We start from the raw sequence: 19,343 nt of genomic DNA, 5'->3' as shown, positions 1-19,343 counted from the left end.
CGAATGCCGCAAGGCGATCGCTCCTTCGACGTGGAGACCGATCTGCTGGTCGTCGGCGCCGGTGCGGCCGGCATGACCGCCGCGTTGGTCAGCGCCCTCGAGGGACTCGATGTCATCCTTTGCGAAAAGTCGGACATGGTGGGCGGCACGACCGCAACCTCCGCCGGGACCGTCTGGATTCCGGGCAACCGGCAGGGACAGCGCGCGGGCACGCCAGATACGGTCGAGGCCGCGCGCACCTATCTCGCCGCGATGCTCGGCGCGCACGCGACGGACGAACGACTGGACATGTTCCTGAAGGCAGGCCCGATCGTGCTCGATTATCTCGAGCAGAAGACGAGCGTGCAATTCGTGGCGCCCCCGGTCCACCCCGACTACAAGAACCTGCCGGGCGCGGCGATCGGCGGGCGGGCCCTTGGGGCACTTCCGTTCGACGGCCGCCGGCTGGGCCGAGACTTTGCCCGGGTCAGGCCGCCGCGCCGGGAGTTCATGGTTCTCGGCGGCCTGATGGTCGGAAAGGCAGACATTCCGCCCTTGCTGGCGCCCTTCCGCAACTGGACACACTTCAAGCACGTCGTCAGCCTCCTCACGCGCCATGCCCTGGATCGGCTGAGCTACAAGCGCGGGACGCGCCTGATCATGGGCAATGCGCTTGTCGCGAGACTGTTCGACAGTGTCCGTCGCACCGGCGTCGACTTGCGGTTTGGGACAGCACTTCGCGAGATCATCTGTGAAGGCGACGACATCGTCGGTGCCGTGCTGTCGTCTCCGACCGGAGAGATGGCCATACGTGCGCGCAAGGGCGTGGTGCTGGCGACAGGCGGCATCGGCTGGAGCCGCGAGCTTCGGGAGCGGCTGTTTCCGGAGGCGGCGCAGCGCTTTTCGCTTGTGTCCTCATCAAACACCGGAGACGGCATTTTGGCGGCCGAGCGTGCCAACGCCGTGATCGAGCGCGACCTCGAAAGCCCGGCCTTGTGGATGCCGAGCTCGGTGATGGCGCAGGCCGACGGCCATGTCTCGGTCTTCCCGCACATCATGCTCGATCGGGCCAAGCCGGGACTGCTGGCCGTGAACAAATCGGGGCGCCGCTTCGTGAATGAAGCGGACTCCTACCACGACTTCGTCGCAGCGATGCTGCGCTCGAACGCGTCGGCAGCGTCAACGACACCAGCTTTCATGATCTGCGACCGTGCCTTCATCAGGGATTTTGGCCTCGGGTTGGTTCACCCCGGGACCAGGAATTTGAGCGGCTTCCTGGGGGCCGGATATCTGATGGAAGGCGACACCGTCGCGGCCCTGGCCCGCAAGATCGGCGTGGACCCCGACCAGCTCGCGCAGACAGTCGAGCGGTACAACGGCTTTGCAGAAACCGGGATCGACGAAGACTTCGGCCGGGGCGCCAGCGAACTGAATCGGTTCAATGGCGATCCCAAGGCCAAGCCAAACCCATGCCTGCGACGGATCGGGCCAGGGCCATATTATGCGGTGGCCGTCTGGCCGTCGGACCTCGCCAGCAGCGCCGGCTTGCGCACGGATTCATGCGGCCGGGTGTTGTCTCGCGACGGGAAGAGATTATCCGGGCTGTACGCGGTCGGCACCGATGCATCCTCGATCTTTCGCGGAACGTACCCGGGTCCTGGCACGATGATCGGCCCGGCGCTCGTATTCGGCTGGTGCGCCGCGATGGATGCTGCGGGAACGTTGCGCAGATTTATCGATCCGCCACCGCGCTAAAGCACGTCGTTGCAGTCTCTCGGACATGCCGTTTTGTTCTCAAATCATTCCGATACGGCATTAGTGCTCGGGCCTGCACTCGTCCAATGTAGTCCGCAAATCAACAAGAGAGCCATCGGCCACGACCGATGGCCGCGCGGAGGAAACCATGAAGCTCAGCAGGATGCTTTCCGTCGTGGCTGTGGCGGGACTGACCGTTTCGCCCGCCATGGCGCAGACACCCGATGCCGCCATCGCCGTGGAGGGCGGGCAAATCCGCGGTGTCGCATCCGATGTCGCCGGAGTTTCCATCTACAAAGCGGTGCCGTTCGCAGCACCTCCGGTGGGCGGCAACCGCTGGAAGTCACCTCAGCCCGTGGTGCCCTGGTCGGGCGTCAAGGACAGCGGCGCGTGGCCAAACCGGTGCACCCAACTCGCCAGCGCCAATCCGCCGGGCACGTTCTACTTCAATGAATATTATTGGGACCCGGCGAAGGATCCCAAAGACAGCGAAGACTGCCTCTATCTGAACATCTGGGTGCCGGCAAAACCTGCCGGCGCGGCGCTTCCGGTGATGGTGTACTACCACGGCGGCGGCAACCGCCACGGCAACAATTCCGAGGTCGAGTTCAACGCGGCCAAGCTCGCCGCCAAGGGTATCATCGTCGTCTCGGCCGCCTATCGCCTGAACATCATGGGCTTCCTCGCTTTGCCCGGAATGAAGGAGGAGGGCGCCGGAAACTTTGCGATCCTCGACGCCGTGGAGGCGCTGAAATGGGTGCACAAGAACATCGGCGCGTTCGGCGGTGACCCCGGCAAGGTGACCATTGCCGGGCAATCGGCGGGATCGCGCAATGTCAGAAGCGTCATGTCCACGCCGCTCTCCAAGGGCCTGTTCCAGCGCGCGATCATGCACTCGAGCCCCACCGTGATGGCGCAGCCGGGAAAGCCGAACTACGTCACGCTCGCGGACAAGACGGCTGCGGCCGGGCCGGTGTTCGAGAAGGCCTTTCCCGGCAAGACGCTTGACGATCTCAGGAAACTGCCGGCCGAGGACTTCTACAAAGATCCGGCCAAGGTCGACGCCATGTACGCCGTCACCAGCAACATGTACGCGGTCATCGACGGTCACGTCCTGACGACGGACTCGGTAGACCTCACGAAGGAGGGTGCCCTCAATGGCGTCGACGTCATCGTCGGCACCGTCGCCGACGAGCGGACCGCGCTCGACGGTGCGCCTGACAAGGTCATGGAGATCCCGGCCTTCCATGCCTACTGGAAAAAGCTGCTCGGCGAACAGCTCTACGCCAAATATGCGTTCGAGAAGCTGTACCCGGCGTCCACCGAACGCGACGCCTACCGCCAGCACCTCAAGGCCCAGGCCGACCTGCTGCTCGAGCAGAACCGGATCGCGGGCTCACTTCTCACGGCCCGAAACCCGTCCAGCAAGGTCTACGTCTTCTACTTCAACCACCCGACGCCCGGACGCGATCGCGAATACTACGGCGCGTGGCATTCGTCCGACCTCTGGTACACCTTCAACTCGCTTCGCAACGAGCCCGGCCAACGCCCGTGGGCGCCCTATGATTTCGAGCTGGCCGAGCAGGCCTCCTCGATGTGGGCCAATTTCGTCAAGACGGGCGATCCCAACGGAGAGGGCTTGCCGGCCTGGCCCAAGGCCAGCCGTTCCAACAACGGCACCTACATGTCATTCAACGAGACATCGACCGGCGCGACCAGCGCCTCGCCGTATGCAGGCACGACCGCCGAACGTCGCAACGCGCTGTTCCACGATTACCAGATGACGTTCTACGGCGTCAGCGAGTGACCCGCCCCTTACGCCGGGGACTCCGTTGCTCGAGAGGCGGCCGCTCGCTCCTGAGGTCCTCGGTCGCGCGCCTGAGGATGTCGTGAAGCCAGTCGTGCGATGGCTCGCCCGCGATGCGTTCGTGCCATAGCAGCCGGACCTCGACCGGGGTCGTGGCGTAGGGCAGCTCGTACGTTGTGATCGCATGCGCGCGTGCGAACGCCCGCGCCAATGGCCGCGGAACGATGGCCGCCAATTCCGAGTCCGCGAGCAGGGCAGGCAGGGCCAGGAAATGCGGCAACGAAACTGCTATTCGCGGCGGCCGATCGCTTTCGGACAAAGCCCGTTCGAGCGCCGCGCGGTCGTACATTTCCGATCGCCTGGCGAGGCCGCGCTCGGAGATGAAGCCTCCGATCGCTCCTTCCTGCTCGCCGCCGAAGGAGACAACGACGAGCGGCATGCGCGCCAGAGCCGCGTTGTCGATCCGGCCGAGCTTGCGCTTTCCGCCCACGATCAGCACGTCATCATATTCGAATAACAGCGACGTCCGGAATCGGCTCGGCGGGTCCGAGAAGACGCCGATCGCAACGTCGATGCGACCAAGGTCGATCTGTTCGGCGAGGTCGATCCGCGTCACCGGCTTGATCATCAGGTCGATCGCCGGCGCCTCGTGCCTGAGTATCTTCAGGAGCGGTGAGGCCAGCACCATCGTGGTAAAGTCGTTGGCGGCCAGGGTGAACTGCCTGGTGGAGGCGGCCGGAACGAAGCTCGGCAGTTCGACCGCCACCTCGAGCGATCGCAGGGCCTCGCGAACCTGCGGCGCCATCGTCAATGCGCGCGCGGTCGGCTGCATGCCGGTCGCGGTGCGCACGAACAAATCGTCTTCCAACATCTCGCGGAGCCGGGCGAGCGAATGGCTCACGGCGGATTGACTGAGAGCCACCCGCTGACTCGCCCGCAGCACGCTGCGCTCCTCCATGACGGCATCGAAGACCTTGAGCAGGTTCAGGTCCAGGGTCTTGAAGGAAACAGCCACGAGCAGCACACCATCGCAGGCGGATCGCGCGCCCGTTGCGTACCTGCGATCTTGTCCAGTTAAGGCCAGACGGCCAGCCGACGCAACCGAGCAGGGCGCCGGGACCGCGACGCCGGGCCGCGCGTGGCGCCAAACTGAAGGTGGTTCAGGATCACTCTGCAAGAGTTTCACTTCCGCAATTGCGCGATCCCGTCATGATCCCGGCACCGGATTTGGAGGAGACGGACCATGACATCCTGCGGGATATCGATCGGAGTTGTCGGAGTAGCGCTGGCGCTGTTGACGGCGCCGGCCATTGCGCAGGACGGTCCCGTGAAGCTCGGCGTCCTGACCGACATGTCCTCGCTCTACGCCGACAATGGCGGTCAGGGCTCGGTGGTTGCGGCGCAGATGGCCGTCGACGATTTCAACGGTCAGGTGCTCGGGCGCCCCATCCAGATCGTCGCGGGAGATCACCAGAACAAGGCCGATGTGGGAGCGACCATCGCCCGGCGCTGGCTCGAGAATGAAAATGTCGAGGTCATTCTCGACGTGCCGAACTCTGCCGTCGCACTGGCCGTGCAGGGCATCACCCGCGACAAGAAGAAGCTGTTCCTCGCCACCGGCGCCGCCACGTCCCGCCTCACCGGCGACGAATGCTCGCCGACCGGGATCCACTGGACCTACGACACCTACGCATTGTCGCAGGGAACGACGAAGGCGATGTCGCGTCTCGGCGCAAACTCCTGGTACTTCATTTCGGTCGACTACTCCCTCGGAGCCCAGCTCGAAGCCGACAGCCGCAAGGTCATCGACGCCATGGGCGGCAAGGTGGCTGGAGCAGCCAAACATCCGATCAACACGCCCGACTTCTCGTCCTTCCTGCTGCAGGCGCAGTCGTCAAAGGCGGACGTGATCGCGCTCGCCGATTCCGGCGGCGACTTCATCAACGCCGTCAAGCAGGCCGGCGAATTCGGCATTACGGAGCGGCAGAAGCTTGTCGGGTTGCTCGTCTTCATCGCCGACATTCACAGTCTCGGACTCCAGAGCGCCCAGGGCCTGATGCTGAGCTCGGCGTTCTACTGGGACCTCAACGACGACACGCGCGCGTGGTCCAGGCGTTTCATCGCGAAGACCCAGAAGGTCCCGACCATGATCCATGCCGGCACGTATGGCGCGGTCATGCACTACCTGAAAGCCGTCCAGGCGGCGGGCACGCTGGATGGGCCAACCGTCGCCGCCACGATGCGCGCAATGCCCGTGAACGATTTCATGACCCGCAACGGCCGGATCCGCGACGACGGCCGGCTGGTTCGCGACATGTATCTGTTTCGCGTCAAGACGCCCGAGCAGTCCAAATACAAGTTCGACTATTACGAGCTGCTGGCGACGATCCCGGGAGACGAAGCTTTCCGGCCGATGGAGCAGGGCGGATGTCCATTCCCCAAGAAGTCATGATCGGCCAAGGCGTCGTCGGCAAAGGCTTGGCGGCCCAGAGCCGCATCGACGAGATCATCGCAAGCCGTTTTGCATGCCGCGACTTCTCGGGCGCGCCGGTCGGGCGAGGGATCATCGAAGAGATTCTACGCGTGGCGCGGTTCGCGCCGAGCGGCGCCAACATCCAGCCCTGGCGCGTCTACGTCCTGGCGGGCGACGCCAAGGAGCGCGTGTCGGCGGCGCTCCACGAAGCCCACGAAACCGCTCGCGACGCGCACGTGTCGGAATACCGCTACTATGCCAGCGACCTGCCCGAACCCTACCTGCAGCGACGGAAGGAGTTCGGCCGATTGTTCTACGGCTCGCTCGGCATAGCCCAAACCGATAGCGAGGCCAGAAGCGCGCAGACGGCCAGGAATTACGCGTTCTTCGGCGCGCCCGTCGGACTGATCGTCACAATCGACCGGCGCCTGCAGGTCGGGAGCTGGCTCGACCTCGGCATGTTCGTCCAGAACGTGCTGCTGGCGGCGGCGGGCCACGGGCTGCAGTCCTGTCCGCAGGAGACGTTCTCGAAATATCACCGGATCCTGCGCCCGCTGCTGCAGATCCCGGCGGAGCAAATGGTGGTGTGCGGCATCTCGATCGGCCGTGCCAGGGACGGGTCGCGGGGCAGGCTGATGCCGCGCGCGGACATCGCCGACTTCGCCGCGTTCGCGGGGTTCGAAGACCAGTGTGCAACCGAAACAGAAAGGACACGGCCATGGGAAGCCGAGAGGACCTGATTCAGAGCAGCATTCCGTTCCTGCGCGAGGTCAAGGACATGACGCCCGGCGCGGAGATGGAGCGGTGGCTCAACGAGAGATACGGCGAGGACAGCCAGCTCTACCAGGACCTGGCCCGCCTGATAAAGCGCGGCGTCGAGGAAGGCTGGGCAGCGAACCAGGAGGTCGATGGTCCGAACTACCGGCGCAGCCGCATCCTGGAGCCCATGCCCGACACGTTCCAGTTCAGCATCACGGCCGTCTACATGAACAGCGCCGATCCACGCCGCTTCAAGGACGAGGACGACCATGACCATGACGTGCTGCGCGGGCAGTATCACGGCCATCCCTATGGGGAACTGAACCTGGTCGTGCCCCTGGACAAGGGCGCCGAGCTGAGGGGGCTGCAGGGCTGGCAAGGGCCCGGCTGGACGGCGCCCGATCCCGGCAGCCGGCACTATCCCGAGGTCCGCGGCGGCGCCGTCATCGCGCTGTTCTATCTGCCCGCCGGACGCATCTCCTACGACTTCACCGCGCCGTCCTGATTGCCGGCCGGACGATCCCGGATGACGCCGTTCGCCGGCGCCATCCATTTCGAAGCAAGCCCATCAAAGCAAGGACAGCCAACGCCCGCGCGGCGACGATGCGTCGCGCTGGCCACGGCCTGCGAGGCAGGCTGTGACCGGAGAGAGGAGCGTTTCGGCGGCCAGACGCCAGGTCGTACCCGAACCGGGACAGCCATATCCGTAATTCGCATAAGGTATATTATGGAATATATCTATATCCAATTGGATCAATTATTTAGGCGAAGTTCCTGACACCACGCCTTCGCTGCAGCCGATTTTCGAGCCGACCCATCGGTCGTCGCCGCAGCTCCTGACGGCTACTGTGCATGGGGTTGTTTTCGCCTTTTCGAATCCGACCCATCTGCCGAAAGCCGATATTGCCGCGACCTTGTCCGGCTGCAATAAGCGAGCTTCGCGAGATCGCAGATGACTGCTGACCAGACGTCCGTATAGGTTTGCATCTCACAACAAGAACAAACTTCCGAGGAAGCAGACCCATGGTCTTTTCGACGCGTTTTTCCCGCCGCACGCTTCTCAAGGCCTCCGCCGCGACCGCCGTCTTTGGCGGCGTGAGCGCGCCCTATGTGGCCCGTGCCCAGGCCGCCGAGTTCTCCTACAAGTTCGCCAACAACCTGCCTGAGTCGCATCCGTTCGTGGCGCGCGCCCGTGAGATGGCGGCGGCCATCAAGACCGAGACCAACGGCCGGTTCGACCTCCAGGTCTTTCCGAACAGCCAGCTCGGCTCCGACACCGACATGCTGAGCCAGGTGCGCTCCGGCGGCGTCGAGTTCTTCACGCTGTCCGGCCTGATCCTGGCGACCCTGGTGCCGGCGGCCTCGATCAACGGCATCGGCTTTGCGTTCCCGGATTACCCCACGGTCTGGAAGGCCATGGACGGCGATCTCGGCGCCTATGTCCGCGGCGAGATCAACAAGGCGGGCCTCGAGGTCATGGACAAGATCTGGGACAACGGCTTCCGCCAGACCACGTCCTCGACCAAGCCGATCAACGGCCCGGACGATTTCAAGGGCTTCAAGATCCGCGTGCCGGTGTCGCCGCTGTGGACCTCGATGTTCAAGGCGTTCGATGCCTCGCCCGCCTCGATCAATTTCGCCGAAGTCTATTCGGCCCTGCAGACCAAGATCGTCGAAGGCCAGGAGAACCCGCTGGCCCTGATCTCGACGGCGAAGCTCTACGAGGTCCAGAAATACTGCTCGCTGACCAACCACATGTGGGACGGCTTCTGGTTCCTGATGAACCGCCGCGCCTGGGCGGCGCTGCCGGACGACATCAAGACCATCGTCGCCAAGAACGTCAACGCGGCCGCCGTCAAGGAGCGCGAAGACACCGAGAAGCTCAATATCAGCGTCAGGCAGGAGCTCGCGGGCAAGGGCCTCACGTTCAACCAGCCCGAGGTCGGGCCGTTCCGTGACAAGCTGCGCGCCGCCGGATTCTACGCCGAGTGGAAGGGCAAGTACGGCGACAAGGCCTGGGATCTGCTCGAAAAGTCCGTCGGCAAGCTGTCGTAACGTACCAAGCAATAGGGGCCTCGCCATGGCTCATGTCGACATGACGCCAGCCGTGGCCGGCGAGGTGGCAACACCCCCTCGCCGCCGGCCTGTGCTCGGCGCGATCGAGCATGCATTGAAATGGCTGGTCGAGATCCCGGCGGCGATCCTGGTCGTCGCCGAGGTCGTGATCCTGTTTGCCGGCGTGGTCTCGCGCTACGTGCTGCATGCGCCGCTGGTGTGGTCGGACGAGCTGGCCTCGATGCTGTTCCTGTGGCTGGCGATGCTGGGCTCCGCGGTCGCATTCCGCCGCAGCGAGCACATGCGGATGACGGCGCTGGTCGCGAGCGCCGGCCCCAGGCTCTGGGCTTATCTCGACGTGGTCGCGACCTGCGCGGCGCTGGCATTCCTGCTGCTGATCGTGCACCCGGCCTATGAATACGCCTACGAAGAGAGTTTCATCACGACGCCGGCGCTGCAGATCTCCAATACCTGGCGCGCTGCGGCGCTGCCGGTCGGCATCTGCCTGATGGTGCTGTTCGCGCTGCTGCGGCTGCTCCGCGTCGGCGACATCAGGACGCTGCTGGCGGCCGCCGCCACGGTCGTCGTGCTCTGCGCCGCGTTCTGGTACGCGCAGCCGCTGCTCAAGCCGCTCGGCAATCTCAATCTCATCATCTTCTTCGTCGGCGTGGTCGGCCTCTGCGTGTTCGCGGGCGTGCCGATCGCGTTTGCTTTCGGGCTGGCGATCTTCGGCTATCTGGCGCTGACCACGCGGACGCCGCTGATGGTGCTGGTCGGGCGGATGGACGAGGGCATGAGCCACCTCATCCTGCTCTCGGTGCCGCTGTTCGTGTTCCTGGGGCTCCTGATCGAGATGACCGGCATGGCGCGGGCCATGGTGGCGTTTCTGGCGAGCCTGCTCGGCCATGTCCGCGGCGGCCTGCATTATGTGCTGGTCGGCGCGATGTACCTGGTCTCAGGCATTTCGGGCGCCAAGGCGGCTGACATGGCGGCCGTTGCGCCCGTGCTGTTTCCGGAAATGAAGCAGCGCGGCGCCAAACCGGGCGATCTCGTCGCCCTGCTCGCGGCAACCGGCGCCCAGACCGAAACCATTCCGCCGAGCCTGGTGCTGATCACCATCGGCTCGGTCACGGGCGTATCGATCTCCGCGCTGTTCACCGGCGGCCTGCTGCCGGGCGTCGTGCTGGCGCTGACGCTGTCGGGACTGGTGTGGTGGCGCTACCGCGGCGAGGATCTGAGCCACGTCACCCGTGCAACGTCCGGCGAGATCGCCCGTGCATTCGTGGTCTCCATCCCTGCCCTGGCCCTGCCCTTTGTCATCCGCTACGCCGTGGTCGAAGGCATCGCGACCGCCACCGAAGTCTCGACCATCGGCATCGTCTACGCGCTGGTGATTGGGCTCCTGATCTATCGGCAATTCGACTGGCGGCGGCTATTGCCGATGCTGATCGAGACCGCATGCCTGTCCGGCGCCATCCTGCTGATCATTGGGACTGCGACCGGCATGGCCTGGGGCCTGACCCAGTCCGGCTTCTCGCGCGCGCTGGCGGCGTCCATGACCGGCCTGCCCGGCGGCTCCGCCACCTTCATCGCCGTCTCGATCCTGGCCTTCGTGATCCTCGGCAGCGTGCTGGAAGGCATCCCGGCCATCGTGCTGTTCGGACCGCTGATGTTTCCGATCGCCCGGCTCGTCGGCGTGCACGAGGTGCACTACGCCATGATCATCATCCTGGCGATGGGCATCGGGCTATTCGCCCCGCCGTTCGGCGTCGGCTATTATGCCGCCTGCGCCATCGGACGGGTCGATCCGGCCGAAGGCATCAGACCGATCTGGGGCTATCTGCTGGCGCTGCTGGTGGGATTGATCATCGTCGCGGTCTTCCCCTGGATCTCGATCGGATTCCTGTAAACCGCGCGGCGTCATGGAGGGTGTCGATGAGCGATCAGCAGAACCAGTACAATATCGGCCTCGACAAGACCCCCGCCAACTACGTGCCGCTGTCGCCGCTGAGCTTCCTCGCGCGCAGCGCCGCGGTGTATCCGGATCACGTCAGCACGGTCTATGAGAGCCGCAGCTTCACCTGGGCTCAGACGCATGAGCGCTGCAAGCGGTTTGCATCCTGGCTCGCCGGCAAGGGCATCGGCGTCGGCGACACCGTCGCGGCGATGCTGCCGAACATTCCGGCGATGAACGAGGCCCACTTCGCGGTGCCCATGACGGGCGCCGTGCTCAATGCGCTCAACATCCGCCTCGATGCGCCCTCGATCGCGTTCCAGCTCGATCATGGCGGCGCCAAGATCATCCTTGTCGACCCCGAGTTTTCCGGCGTGATCACCGATGCGTTGGCGCAAATGAGCGGGCCAAAGCCGTTCGTAATCGACGTCGATGATGCCTCGTTTAAGGGCGGCAAGCGCATCGGCGAGTTCGAATATGAAGCCGCCGTCGCGCAAGGCGATCCGAATTTTGCGGCGATCCTGCCAAAGGACGAGTGGGATGCGATCGCGCTGAGCTACACCTCTGGCACCACGGGCAATCCCAAAGGCGTCGTCACCCATCATCGCGGCGCCTATCTGAATGCCGTCAGCAACATCCTTGCCGGCAATCTCGGTCAGCATCCGGTCTATCTCTGGACGCTGCCGATGTTCCACTGCAACGGCTGGTGCTTTCCCTGGACCTTGGCGGCGGCCGCCGGCATCAATGTCTGCCTCCGCAAGGTCGAGCCGACCAAGATCTTCGAGCTGATCAAGCAGCACGGTGTCACCCACATGTGCGGCGCGCCGATCGTCTACAACACGCTGATCAATGCGCCGGACGCGCCGAAGGGCGGTGCCGCCCGCCGCGTGGTCGGCCTGATCGCCGGCGCTGCCCCGCCGGTCGCCGTGCTCGAAGGCGCCGAAAGCATCGGTATCAAGCTCACGCACGTCTATGGCCTGACCGAGGTCTACGGCCCCGCCTCCGTCTGCGCCGAGCAGCCCGGCTGGGACGAGCTTCCCGCTCCCGAACGCGCGAAAATGAAACGCCGGCAGGGCGTGCCCTACCCGCTCGAGGAAGGCGTTACGGTCATCAATCCGCAGACCATGCAGGAGGTGCCGCGCGACGGCGAAACCATCGGCGAGGTCATGTTCCGCGGCAACATCGTGATGAAGGGCTACCTCAAGAACGAGAAGGCGACGAAGGAAGCCTTCGAGGGCGGCTGGTTTCACACCGGCGATCTCGGCGTGCTCGACGAGCACGGCTACGTCACCATCAAGGATCGCTCCAAGGACATCATCATCTCCGGCGGCGAGAACATTTCGTCGGTGGAGGTCGAGGACATCCTCTACAAGCACCCGGCCGTGCTGTTCGCTGCCGTGGTCGCGAAGCCCGATCCGAAATGGGGCGAGGTGCCCTGCGCCTTCGTCGAGCTCAAGGACGGCGCGAGCGCGAGCGAGGCCGACATCATCGCCTTCTGCCGCACGCATATGAGCGGCTTCAAGACCCCGAAGGCGGTCGTGTTCGGGCCGATCCCGAAGACGTCGACGGGCAAGATCCAGAAATTCCTGCTGCGCAACGAGGTCGGCTCGGCCAAGGCGATTACGGTCTGATTGATCTGCGACGACCGGGTCGGATTCCCGTGAAACCCCGGACATAACGGGAAAAGATTTGAAAAAGGCGGCGCCGCCCTTACGGTTCCATCGCGCCGGGTTCGTCGATTCCTGAACGATGCGCCGCGCGGTTGGCGACCGGTACGGTTGGGGCGGTTGATGCGATTGATCTCGCGCGACGGCGCATTTTTGCGTCTCGCGCCGCTATTGATGATCGGACTGCTACCCGGTAGCGCCAACGCGCAAGCCCCGGCGAAGGTGCCTGCCAGCGCGTCTCCGCCGACCCAGAGCGCCATTCCTTCGGTTCCGTCGCAAACAACGCAGGCGAGTGTGACGGCCGCTAGTCCGGCGCCATCGTCGCAGCCGTTGACGGCAACAACCTTGAGTACCGCGCTCGCCAGTCCGGCTTCTGTTGCTTCGGCCGCGTCCAGCAACAGCGTGACGGCCAGCAGTGGCACGAGCTCGCCTGCTCCTGCCAGCAATACCGTGACCAGTCAGCCGAGCGTCGCAACTGTTGCCGGCGCGCCGTCCGCTACGGCGAACGTTGGCGCCGTCGCTGCGTTGTCGCCTTCGAGCCCTGCGGTGCTGTCGCAGGCCGAAACCGCACAGGCCACGTTCCTGGCGATGACGCAGTTCACGCAGACTCTGCTCGACCCCGCGATCGACGGCCGCGGAGCCGGTGCAGGGCCCGTCGATCAGGCGCTTGAGGCCTATGCGGCGGCACCGTCTGAGTCTGATCGAACGCGCGGCGGTGTCGGGCGCGATGTCTATGCGGCCTTTTACGGTAAGCTGCCCTTCCCCGGCTCGTCTTACGCGCCGCATTGGAACGTCTGGGCCTCGGGGTTGGGCTCGCAGGTCTCGAGCAGCAACGCTACGTCTGGCTCCAGTTCATCGAGCCGCATCTTTGCAACTGTGGTCGGCGCCGATTACTCGCTCTCGCAGCAAACGCAGCTGGGCTTCGCAATGGCTGGCGGCGGCACCAATTTCACCGGCAGTGCCGGAAGCGGCCGCTCCGACCTGTTCCAGACCGGCGCGTTCGTCCGCCACACAATCGGGCGGGCCTATGTCGCCACGGCCCTCGCCTATGGCTGGCAGGCGATGACCAGCGATCACCCGGGCATCGATCAGCTCAACGCTGCGTTCAATGCCGATGCCTATTCCGGCCGCATTGAGAGCGGCTATCGCTTCGCCACGCCAGGGCCCGGCGTGACCGCCTATGCCGCCGGGCAGTTCATGACCTTCAACCTACCAGCCTATGTTGCGAACGCCGTTGCGACTGCTTTCGGCAGTGATCGCATCAACGATAGAAGGAGCGAACTGGGCTTGCGTACCAGTACATCCTTCGCGCTTGACGACGGCATCGCGAATGTTCGGGCGCGCGTGGCCTGGGCGCATGATTTCACTGCTGCCGGTACTCTGCCCGCTGCTTTCCAGGCTCTGCCGGGGCTCGGCTACGTCACAAGCGGCGCGGCGCTGGCACCGAATTCGACGCTCGCGGGCGGCACCATCGAAGTGAAATGGCTGAACGGCTGGGCCGCGGCCGCAACCCTCGATGGCGAACTCTCAAGCCAAGTGAGGTCGTACACCGGCAAGGCCATCATGCGCTATGCCTGGTGAGGCCGCAGCGGGTACTTGGCCCCAAGCCGGCATCACGGCGACCATTGCCAGTCTGACATGCCCGTAGAAGCGCGGAGTTGCGTTTGCGGCGATCGGAATTCGCCCTGAAATGAATCGTGCATGTTTGACGACATCGAGACACGACAGGAAAAGATTGGAAAACGTTAGAGACGCATTTACGTTTCCTTCCCGTCGGATTCGCTGATTCCACCTGATTCGCCGTGCAGGCTGCGCGGCTGGCGACCGGCGCGGTTGGGGCGCTTCATGCGGTTGCTGTCGTGAGCACAGACGTGCGTGCGCGTCTGGCGCTGCTGTTATTGACGGCTGGATTGTTTCTGCCGCGCGCGGCGGACGCGCAGGCCATGCGTGAGTACGGCGGCTTCGCCGCTTCCGAGAATTTTGGCATGCCCAGTCCGAATGCACCCGGCAGCTTCGGCAATTTTGGTGGTGGCAACAATTTTGCTGGCACGGGCGGCGCGATGTTCGGCGCCCCACCGCCGATGTCTGGCTTTGGCGGCGCGCCGTACGGCAGTGGCCACAACGGCGCCTCGGGGATGCAGCCGAACTACGGCTGGAACGGAGAGCCACCAGGGCTCGCCGGCGCAGGCCGGTTCGGCACGCGGCAGGCGTTTGGCGGCGGCTCCGCTGCTACGTCACAGACCGATGCGGCGCAAGCCACGTTCCTGGCGATGACGCAATTCACGCAGACCCTTCTTGATCCAGCCATCGACGGACGCGGCATCGGGCGGCCCGAGTTCGACTCGGAGCTCTCTGCCTACGCCGATCTCGGCAATGACCGCACGCACGGCGGCATCGGGCGCGATGCGTATGAGGCGATCTACGGCAAGCCGTCACTCGCGGCTCCACACTGGAGCATCTGGGCCGCAGGCTTCGGCGGATCGCAGACCGCAACCGATGGCAACGGCTCGTCGGCCCGCAGCTTCGCCACCGCCGTGGGCGCGGATTATTCGCTCTCACCACAGACACGGATGGGCTTTGCGCTTGCCGGCGGCGGCACCGGCTTTGCCAATAATTTCTCAAGCGGCCGCTCTGACCTGTTCCAGGCCGGCACTTTCATCAGGCACTCCATCGGCGCGGCCTATGTCGCGACCGCGCTGGCCTATGGCTGGCAGGCCATCACCAGTGATCATCAGGTCACGCCGGCCGGCAGCGATCAGCTCTCCCCGGCCGTCAACGCCAACGCCTATTCGGGCCGCATCGAGAGCGGCTACCGGATTGCGATGCCATGGTTCGGCATCACGCCTTACGCAGCCGGCCAGGTCACCATGTTCCGCCTCGCTGCCAGCGCCGGTCAGCTGGCTGACGCTGCCGATCCGTCCAGGGCGCCCTCCAGCAACAGCAACAGCTTTACCGACAGCCGCAGCGAGCTCGGCCTGCGCACGAGCACGTCGTTCGTGCTCGCTGGCAGCCTCTTCGATCTGCGAGGACGTCTGGCCTGGGCGCATGATTTCAGCGCAACGCAGTCTTTGCCAGCGGTGTATCAGGCGTTCTCCGGCCAGGGATCCGGCCAGGGGGCCGGCCAAGGCTTCGTGATCGGAACCACGGCGCTTGCACCTAACTCGGCACTGACTGGCGTAGCCCTCGAGCTGCGCGGCTTGAACGGCTGGTCGGCGAGCGCGAACTTCGACAGCGAGCTGTCGAGCCTGGTGCGCGCCTATACCGGCAAGGCCGTAGTCCGCTACACTTGGTAAGGCTAGTTCGTCTCCAGCCGCAGTCCGTCATAGGCCGGCACCACGCCGGAAGGCAGCTTCTGCCGGATCACCTCGTAATCGACGTCGGCCGTCATGTTGGTGATGACGGCACGCTTCGGCTTGAAGCGCTCGATCCAGGACAGCGCGTCGTCGATGCTGAAATGGCTGACATGCGGGGTGTAGCGCAGGCCGTCGACGATCCAGAGATCGAGGTTTTCCAGCGCGCCCCAACTTTCGCGCGGGATGTCGTTGAGATCGGGCGTGTAGGCCGCGTTGCCGATGCGATAGCCCAGCGCGGGAATGTTGCCATGCTGGACCAGGAAGGCGGTCATGGTCACGTCCCCGCCCTTGCCGATGACGATTTGGCTCCCTCCTGCCTCGATCGAATGCCGTGTCAGGATCGGCGGATAGTCGCTGCCCTCCGGGGAAATGAAGCAGTAGGAGAACCGCGCCATGATGTCCTTCGCGGTCGACTGGTTGAAATAGGTCGGAATGCGCTTGCGCATGTGGAGAACGACGGAGCGCAGATCGTCCATGCCATGAGTCTGGTCGGCATGCTCATGGGTCAGGAACACCGCGTCGATGTGGTCAACATTCGTGTCGATGAGCTGCTCGCGCAGATCCGGCGAGGTGTCGATCACGATGCGCGTGGTGCCGTGGCTTGACGTCCTCTCGACCAGCAGCGAGCAGCGGCGGCGGCGGTTCTTGGGGTTGTTGGGATCGCAGGCCCCCCAGCCGAGCGCCGGGCGCGGCACGCCGGCGGAGGAGCCGCACCCCAGGATCGTCAGCGTCAGAGTCATGCGGCTCCTAGTCTTTAAGCTTTCACCTTGGAGAACAGGCGGAAGAAGTTTTCGCTGGTCTGGTGTGAAATCTCTTCGAGCGACACGCCGCGCGTCTCGGCCAGCACCTTGGCGACCTCGACCACATAGGCAGGCTCGTTGCGCTTGCCCCGGAACTTGCCCGGCGCAAGGTAGGGCGAGTCTGTTTCAACCAGAATACGGTCGGACGGCAGTTCGGCCGCAAGCGCACGCAAGGCATCCGACTTCTTGAAGGTCAGGATACCCGTGAACCCGATATAGAGCCCGAGCGACACCGCCTTCAGCGCCAGCTCGCGCCCGCCGGTGTAACAATGCAGCACCGCGCGAAACGCCCCCTTCGCCGCCTCCTCTTCCAGGATGCGGGCGCAATCCTCGTCGGCTTCGCGGGTGTGGATCACCAGCGGCAGGCCGGTGACGCGCGCCGCCGCGATGTGGGCACGAAAACCCCTCGCCTGCGCCTCCGGCGAGCCGTCGTCATAGAAGTAATCGAGCCCGGCTTCGCCGAGTGCGACGACCTTCGGATGCTGCGTCAGCGCGATCAGCTCGTCCGGCGAAATGCCGTCCTCCTCGTCCGCATTGTGCGGATGGGTACCGACCGAGCAATAGACGTCGTCGTAGCGCCCGGCGATGGCGAGAAGCTGATCGAGCTTTCGCACCCGCGTCGAGATCGTGACCATGCGGCCGATCCCGGCCGCGCGGGCACGAGACACGATCCCGTCGAGATCCTCCGCAAAGTCCGGAAAATCCAGATGGCAGTGACTATCGACCAGCATCGTGCGAACGCCTCAGGCCGCCGGCTCGATGTAGCGCGGGAACGCCGGCGTCGGCGCCGGCAGTGTCGAACCGGGCGCGATCCGCCTGGCACCGCCAAGCATCGCAAAGTCGCGCTCGCCTGCGGGAATGCCAAGGCTGTCGAGCAGCAAGCTCGATGCGGTCGGCATAGCCGGCTGGGCCAGGATCGCGATCTGGCGCACCACTTCGGCGGTGACGTACAGCACCGTCTTCTGCCGCGCCGGGTCGGTCTTGGCCAGCGCCCACGGCGCCTCGCCCGCAAAATAGCGGTTGGCTTCCGCGACCACCGCCCACACAGCGTTGAGCCATTGATGGATCTGCTGCGTCGACATCGCTTCGCGGCCGGCCGCGATCATGCCGTCGGCCATCGCCAGGATCGCCTTGTCGTTGTCGCTGAACTCGCCGGGCTCGGGCAGCACGCCGCCGAGCTGTTTGGCGATCATCGACAGCGAGCGCTGCGCGAGATTGCCGAGATCGTTGGCGAGATCGGCATTGATGCGCGCGACGATGGCTTCATGGTTGTAGTTGCCATCCTGGCCGAACGGGACCTCGCGCAGGAAGAAATAGCGCATCTGGTCGACGCCATACTGGTCGGCGAGGTTGAAGGGATCGACGACGTTGCCGACCGACTTCGACATCTTCTCGCCCCTGTTGAACAGGAAGCCGTGAGCATAGACCCGCTTCTGCACGGGAATACCGGCCGACATCAGGAATGCGGGCCAGTACACAGCGTGGAAGCGGATGATGTCCTTGCCGATGATGTGCACGTCGGCCGGCCAGTAGCGCCAGTTCTGGTCGCTCTCGTCGGGGAAGCCGACGCCCGTGATGTAGTTGGTCAGCGCATCGACCCAGACATACATCACGTGCTCTTCGTCGCCAGGCACCTTGACGCCCCAGTCGAACGTCGTGCGCGAGATCGAGAGATCGCGCAGGCCACCCTTGACGAAGCTCACCACCTCGTTCTTGCGGGAGTCCGGTCCGATGAAATCAGGGCGATCCGTGTAGAGCCTGAGCAGCTTGTCCTGATAGGCCGAGAGGCGGAAGAAATAGCTCTTCTCCTCGACCCATTCGACCGGCGTGCCCTGCGGTCCCAGCCGCACGCCGTCGTCGTTCAGGCGCGTCTCGTCCTCGGCGTAATAGGCTTCGTCGCGCACGGAGTACCAGCCGGAATAGGTATCGGCATAGATGTCGCCGTTCGCCTCCATGCGACGCCAGATCTCCTGGGTCGAGCGATGGTGCTGCTCTTCGGTGGTACGGATGAAACGGTCGAACGACACGTTGAGCCGCTCGTCCATCTCCTTGAAGCGGGCGGCGTTGCGGGTCGCGAGCGCGGCGGGCGTCAGGCCCTCGTTCTGTGCGGTCTGGACCATCTTGAGACCGTGCTCGTCGGTGCCGGTCAGGAAGAACACGTCCTTGCCGTCGAGCCGCGCAAAGCGCGCCAGCACGTCGGTGGCGATCGCCTCATAGGCGTGACCGATATGCGGAACGCCGTTGGGATAGGCGATGGCGGTGGTGATGTAGAAAACGTTGTCGCGCGCGGGCGCCGCTACGGGCGCGGCCGCCTTCGGCGCAGCCAACGGCTTCGGCGCAGGCGGCGCCTTCGGTTTCGACACTTTGGGCTTCACAGTCTTCGGCGGTGTGCCGACAGGCGCCGGCGCGGCGACCGGAGCGGACATCACGGCGGGCGCGCTCACCCTCGCCTTCTTGGCCACCTTCTTCGCCGGAGCCTTGGCGGGCTTCTTGGCAGCCTTCTTTGTCACGGCTTTCTTGGCGACGACCTGCTTCTTCGAAGCCTTCTTGCCGACCTTCTTTGCCGTCTTCGTCGCGCCCTTCTTCACGCCCTTCTTGGCGGCCGCCTTCTTGGTCTTCTTGACCTTCTTGGCAGCTTTGCGCGCGAGCGCCTTCACAGCCTTCTTCGCGGCCTTCTTGGAAGCCTTCTTCTTGCTGCTCTTGCCCTTGGCGGTTTTCTTAGCTCGTGTTGCCACGACGAA

The 19,343-nt window shown here is 64.7% G+C and carries 14 protein-coding genes; 10 read left to right on the top strand and 4 right to left on the bottom strand.

Annotated features, from left to right (window positions below; translation table 11 throughout):
• The first annotated feature begins 3 nt into the window (after positions 1-3).
• Entirely contained in the window at positions 4-1,734 is a 1,731-nt protein-coding gene (locus tag QA645_RS22145) for an FAD-dependent oxidoreductase (RefSeq protein ID WP_283043913.1), read from the top strand.
• 148 nt (positions 1,735-1,882) lie between these two features.
• Positions 1,883-3,541 (top strand): carboxylesterase family protein, encoded by a 1,659-nt coding sequence (locus tag QA645_RS22140; protein ID WP_283043912.1) that lies wholly within the window; start codon positions 1,883-1,885, stop codon positions 3,539-3,541.
• Here the strand turns inward: QA645_RS22140 and QA645_RS22135 are convergent.
• On the bottom strand, positions 3,531-4,565 hold the full coding sequence (locus tag QA645_RS22135; protein WP_283043911.1) for a LysR family transcriptional regulator: 1,035 nt from the start codon (positions 4,563-4,565) through the stop codon (positions 3,531-3,533). The two genes, QA645_RS22140 and QA645_RS22135, sit on opposite strands and share 11 nt — an antisense overlap.
• A gap of 219 nt (positions 4,566-4,784) precedes the next feature.
• Between QA645_RS22135 and QA645_RS22130 the strand changes: the two genes are divergently transcribed.
• The 8 genes from QA645_RS22130 (at position 4,785) to QA645_RS22095 (ending at position 15,742) form a co-directional block, all read left to right on the top strand.
• Complete coding sequence (locus QA645_RS22130; RefSeq protein ID WP_283043910.1) at positions 4,785-5,993, top strand: ABC transporter substrate-binding protein; 1,209 nt, start codon at positions 4,785-4,787, stop codon at positions 5,991-5,993.
• Positions 5,969-6,754, top strand: coding sequence for a nitroreductase (locus QA645_RS22125; protein WP_283053080.1), 786 nt, complete (start codon positions 5,969-5,971; stop codon positions 6,752-6,754). Before QA645_RS22130 ends, QA645_RS22125 begins: the two co-directional genes overlap by 25 nt.
• Positions 6,733-7,278: a DUF4863 family protein gene (locus tag QA645_RS22120; RefSeq protein ID WP_283053078.1), complete on the top strand. Its 546-nt coding sequence runs from the start codon at positions 6,733-6,735 to the stop codon at positions 7,276-7,278. The genes QA645_RS22125 and QA645_RS22120 overlap by 22 nt, the downstream gene beginning before the upstream one ends.
• Before the next feature lie 518 nt (positions 7,279-7,796).
• A complete protein-coding gene (locus QA645_RS22115) occupies positions 7,797-8,828 on the top strand; it encodes a TRAP transporter substrate-binding protein (protein WP_283053075.1) in 1,032 nt (343 codons plus the stop codon).
• Positions 8,829-8,853: 25 nt separating this feature from the next.
• On the top strand, positions 8,854-10,737 hold the full coding sequence (locus QA645_RS22110) for a TRAP transporter large permease subunit (RefSeq protein WP_283053073.1): 1,884 nt from the start codon (positions 8,854-8,856) through the stop codon (positions 10,735-10,737).
• A 26-nt stretch (positions 10,738-10,763) separates the two neighbouring features.
• Positions 10,764-12,413: an acyl-CoA synthetase gene (locus QA645_RS22105; protein ID WP_283053071.1), complete on the top strand. Its 1,650-nt coding sequence runs from the start codon at positions 10,764-10,766 to the stop codon at positions 12,411-12,413.
• A gap of 159 nt (positions 12,414-12,572) precedes the next feature.
• Entirely contained in the window at positions 12,573-14,030 is a 1,458-nt protein-coding gene (locus QA645_RS22100) for an autotransporter domain-containing protein (RefSeq protein WP_283053069.1), read from the top strand.
• Positions 14,031-14,308: 278 nt separating this feature from the next.
• The gene (locus QA645_RS22095) at positions 14,309-15,742 is read left to right on the top strand and encodes an autotransporter outer membrane beta-barrel domain-containing protein (protein ID WP_283053067.1); all 1,434 of its coding nucleotides are present in this window, start codon (positions 14,309-14,311) and stop codon (positions 15,740-15,742) included.
• 2 nt (positions 15,743-15,744) lie between these two features.
• Here the strand turns inward: QA645_RS22095 and QA645_RS22090 are convergent, their stop codons facing one another.
• Genes QA645_RS22090 through metG form a run of 3 tightly spaced genes read right to left on the bottom strand, consistent with a single transcriptional unit; the run spans position 15,745 to position 19,337 of the window.
• Entirely contained in the window at positions 15,745-16,542 is a 798-nt protein-coding gene (locus QA645_RS22090; protein WP_283053066.1) for an MBL fold metallo-hydrolase, read from the bottom strand.
• Between the two features lie 14 nt (positions 16,543-16,556).
• Positions 16,557-17,333, bottom strand: a complete 777-nt coding sequence (locus tag QA645_RS22085) for a TatD family hydrolase (protein WP_283053064.1) — start codon at positions 17,331-17,333, stop codon at positions 16,557-16,559.
• A 12-nt stretch (positions 17,334-17,345) separates the two neighbouring features.
• Entirely contained in the window at positions 17,346-19,337 is a 1,992-nt protein-coding gene (gene metG / locus QA645_RS22080; protein ID WP_283053062.1) for a methionine--tRNA ligase, read from the bottom strand.
• Positions 19,338-19,343 lie beyond the last annotated feature (6 nt).

This window comes from Bradyrhizobium sp. CIAT3101 (assembly GCF_029714945.1).
Taxonomy (GTDB): Bacteria; Pseudomonadota; Alphaproteobacteria; order Rhizobiales; family Xanthobacteraceae; genus Bradyrhizobium.
This window is presented reverse-complemented; position numbering and strand designations above follow the sequence as displayed.

Bases quoted from the DNA above. Each gene is read 5' to 3' on its own strand.
- QA645_RS22145 (WP_283043913.1), top strand. From the start codon at position 4: ATGCCGCAAGGCGATCGCTCCTTCGACGTGGAGACCGATCTGCTGGTC.
- QA645_RS22140 (WP_283043912.1), top strand. From the start codon at position 1,883: ATGAAGCTCAGCAGGATGCTTTCCGTCGTGGCTGTGGCGGGACTGACC.
- QA645_RS22130 (WP_283043910.1), top strand. From the start codon at position 4,785: ATGACATCCTGCGGGATATCGATCGGAGTTGTCGGAGTAGCGCTGGCG.
- QA645_RS22125 (WP_283053080.1), top strand. From the start codon at position 5,969: ATGTCCATTCCCCAAGAAGTCATGATCGGCCAAGGCGTCGTCGGCAAA.
- QA645_RS22120 (WP_283053078.1), top strand. From the start codon at position 6,733: ATGGGAAGCCGAGAGGACCTGATTCAGAGCAGCATTCCGTTCCTGCGC.
- QA645_RS22115 (WP_283053075.1), top strand. From the start codon at position 7,797: ATGGTCTTTTCGACGCGTTTTTCCCGCCGCACGCTTCTCAAGGCCTCC.
- QA645_RS22110 (WP_283053073.1), top strand. From the start codon at position 8,854: ATGGCTCATGTCGACATGACGCCAGCCGTGGCCGGCGAGGTGGCAACA.
- QA645_RS22105 (WP_283053071.1), top strand. From the start codon at position 10,764: ATGAGCGATCAGCAGAACCAGTACAATATCGGCCTCGACAAGACCCCC.
- QA645_RS22100 (WP_283053069.1), top strand. From the start codon at position 12,573: ATGCGATTGATCTCGCGCGACGGCGCATTTTTGCGTCTCGCGCCGCTA.
- QA645_RS22090 (WP_283053066.1), bottom strand. From the start codon at position 16,542: ATGACTCTGACGCTGACGATCCTGGGGTGCGGCTCCTCCGCCGGCGTG.
- QA645_RS22085 (WP_283053064.1), bottom strand. From the start codon at position 17,333: ATGCTGGTCGATAGTCACTGCCATCTGGATTTTCCGGACTTTGCGGAG.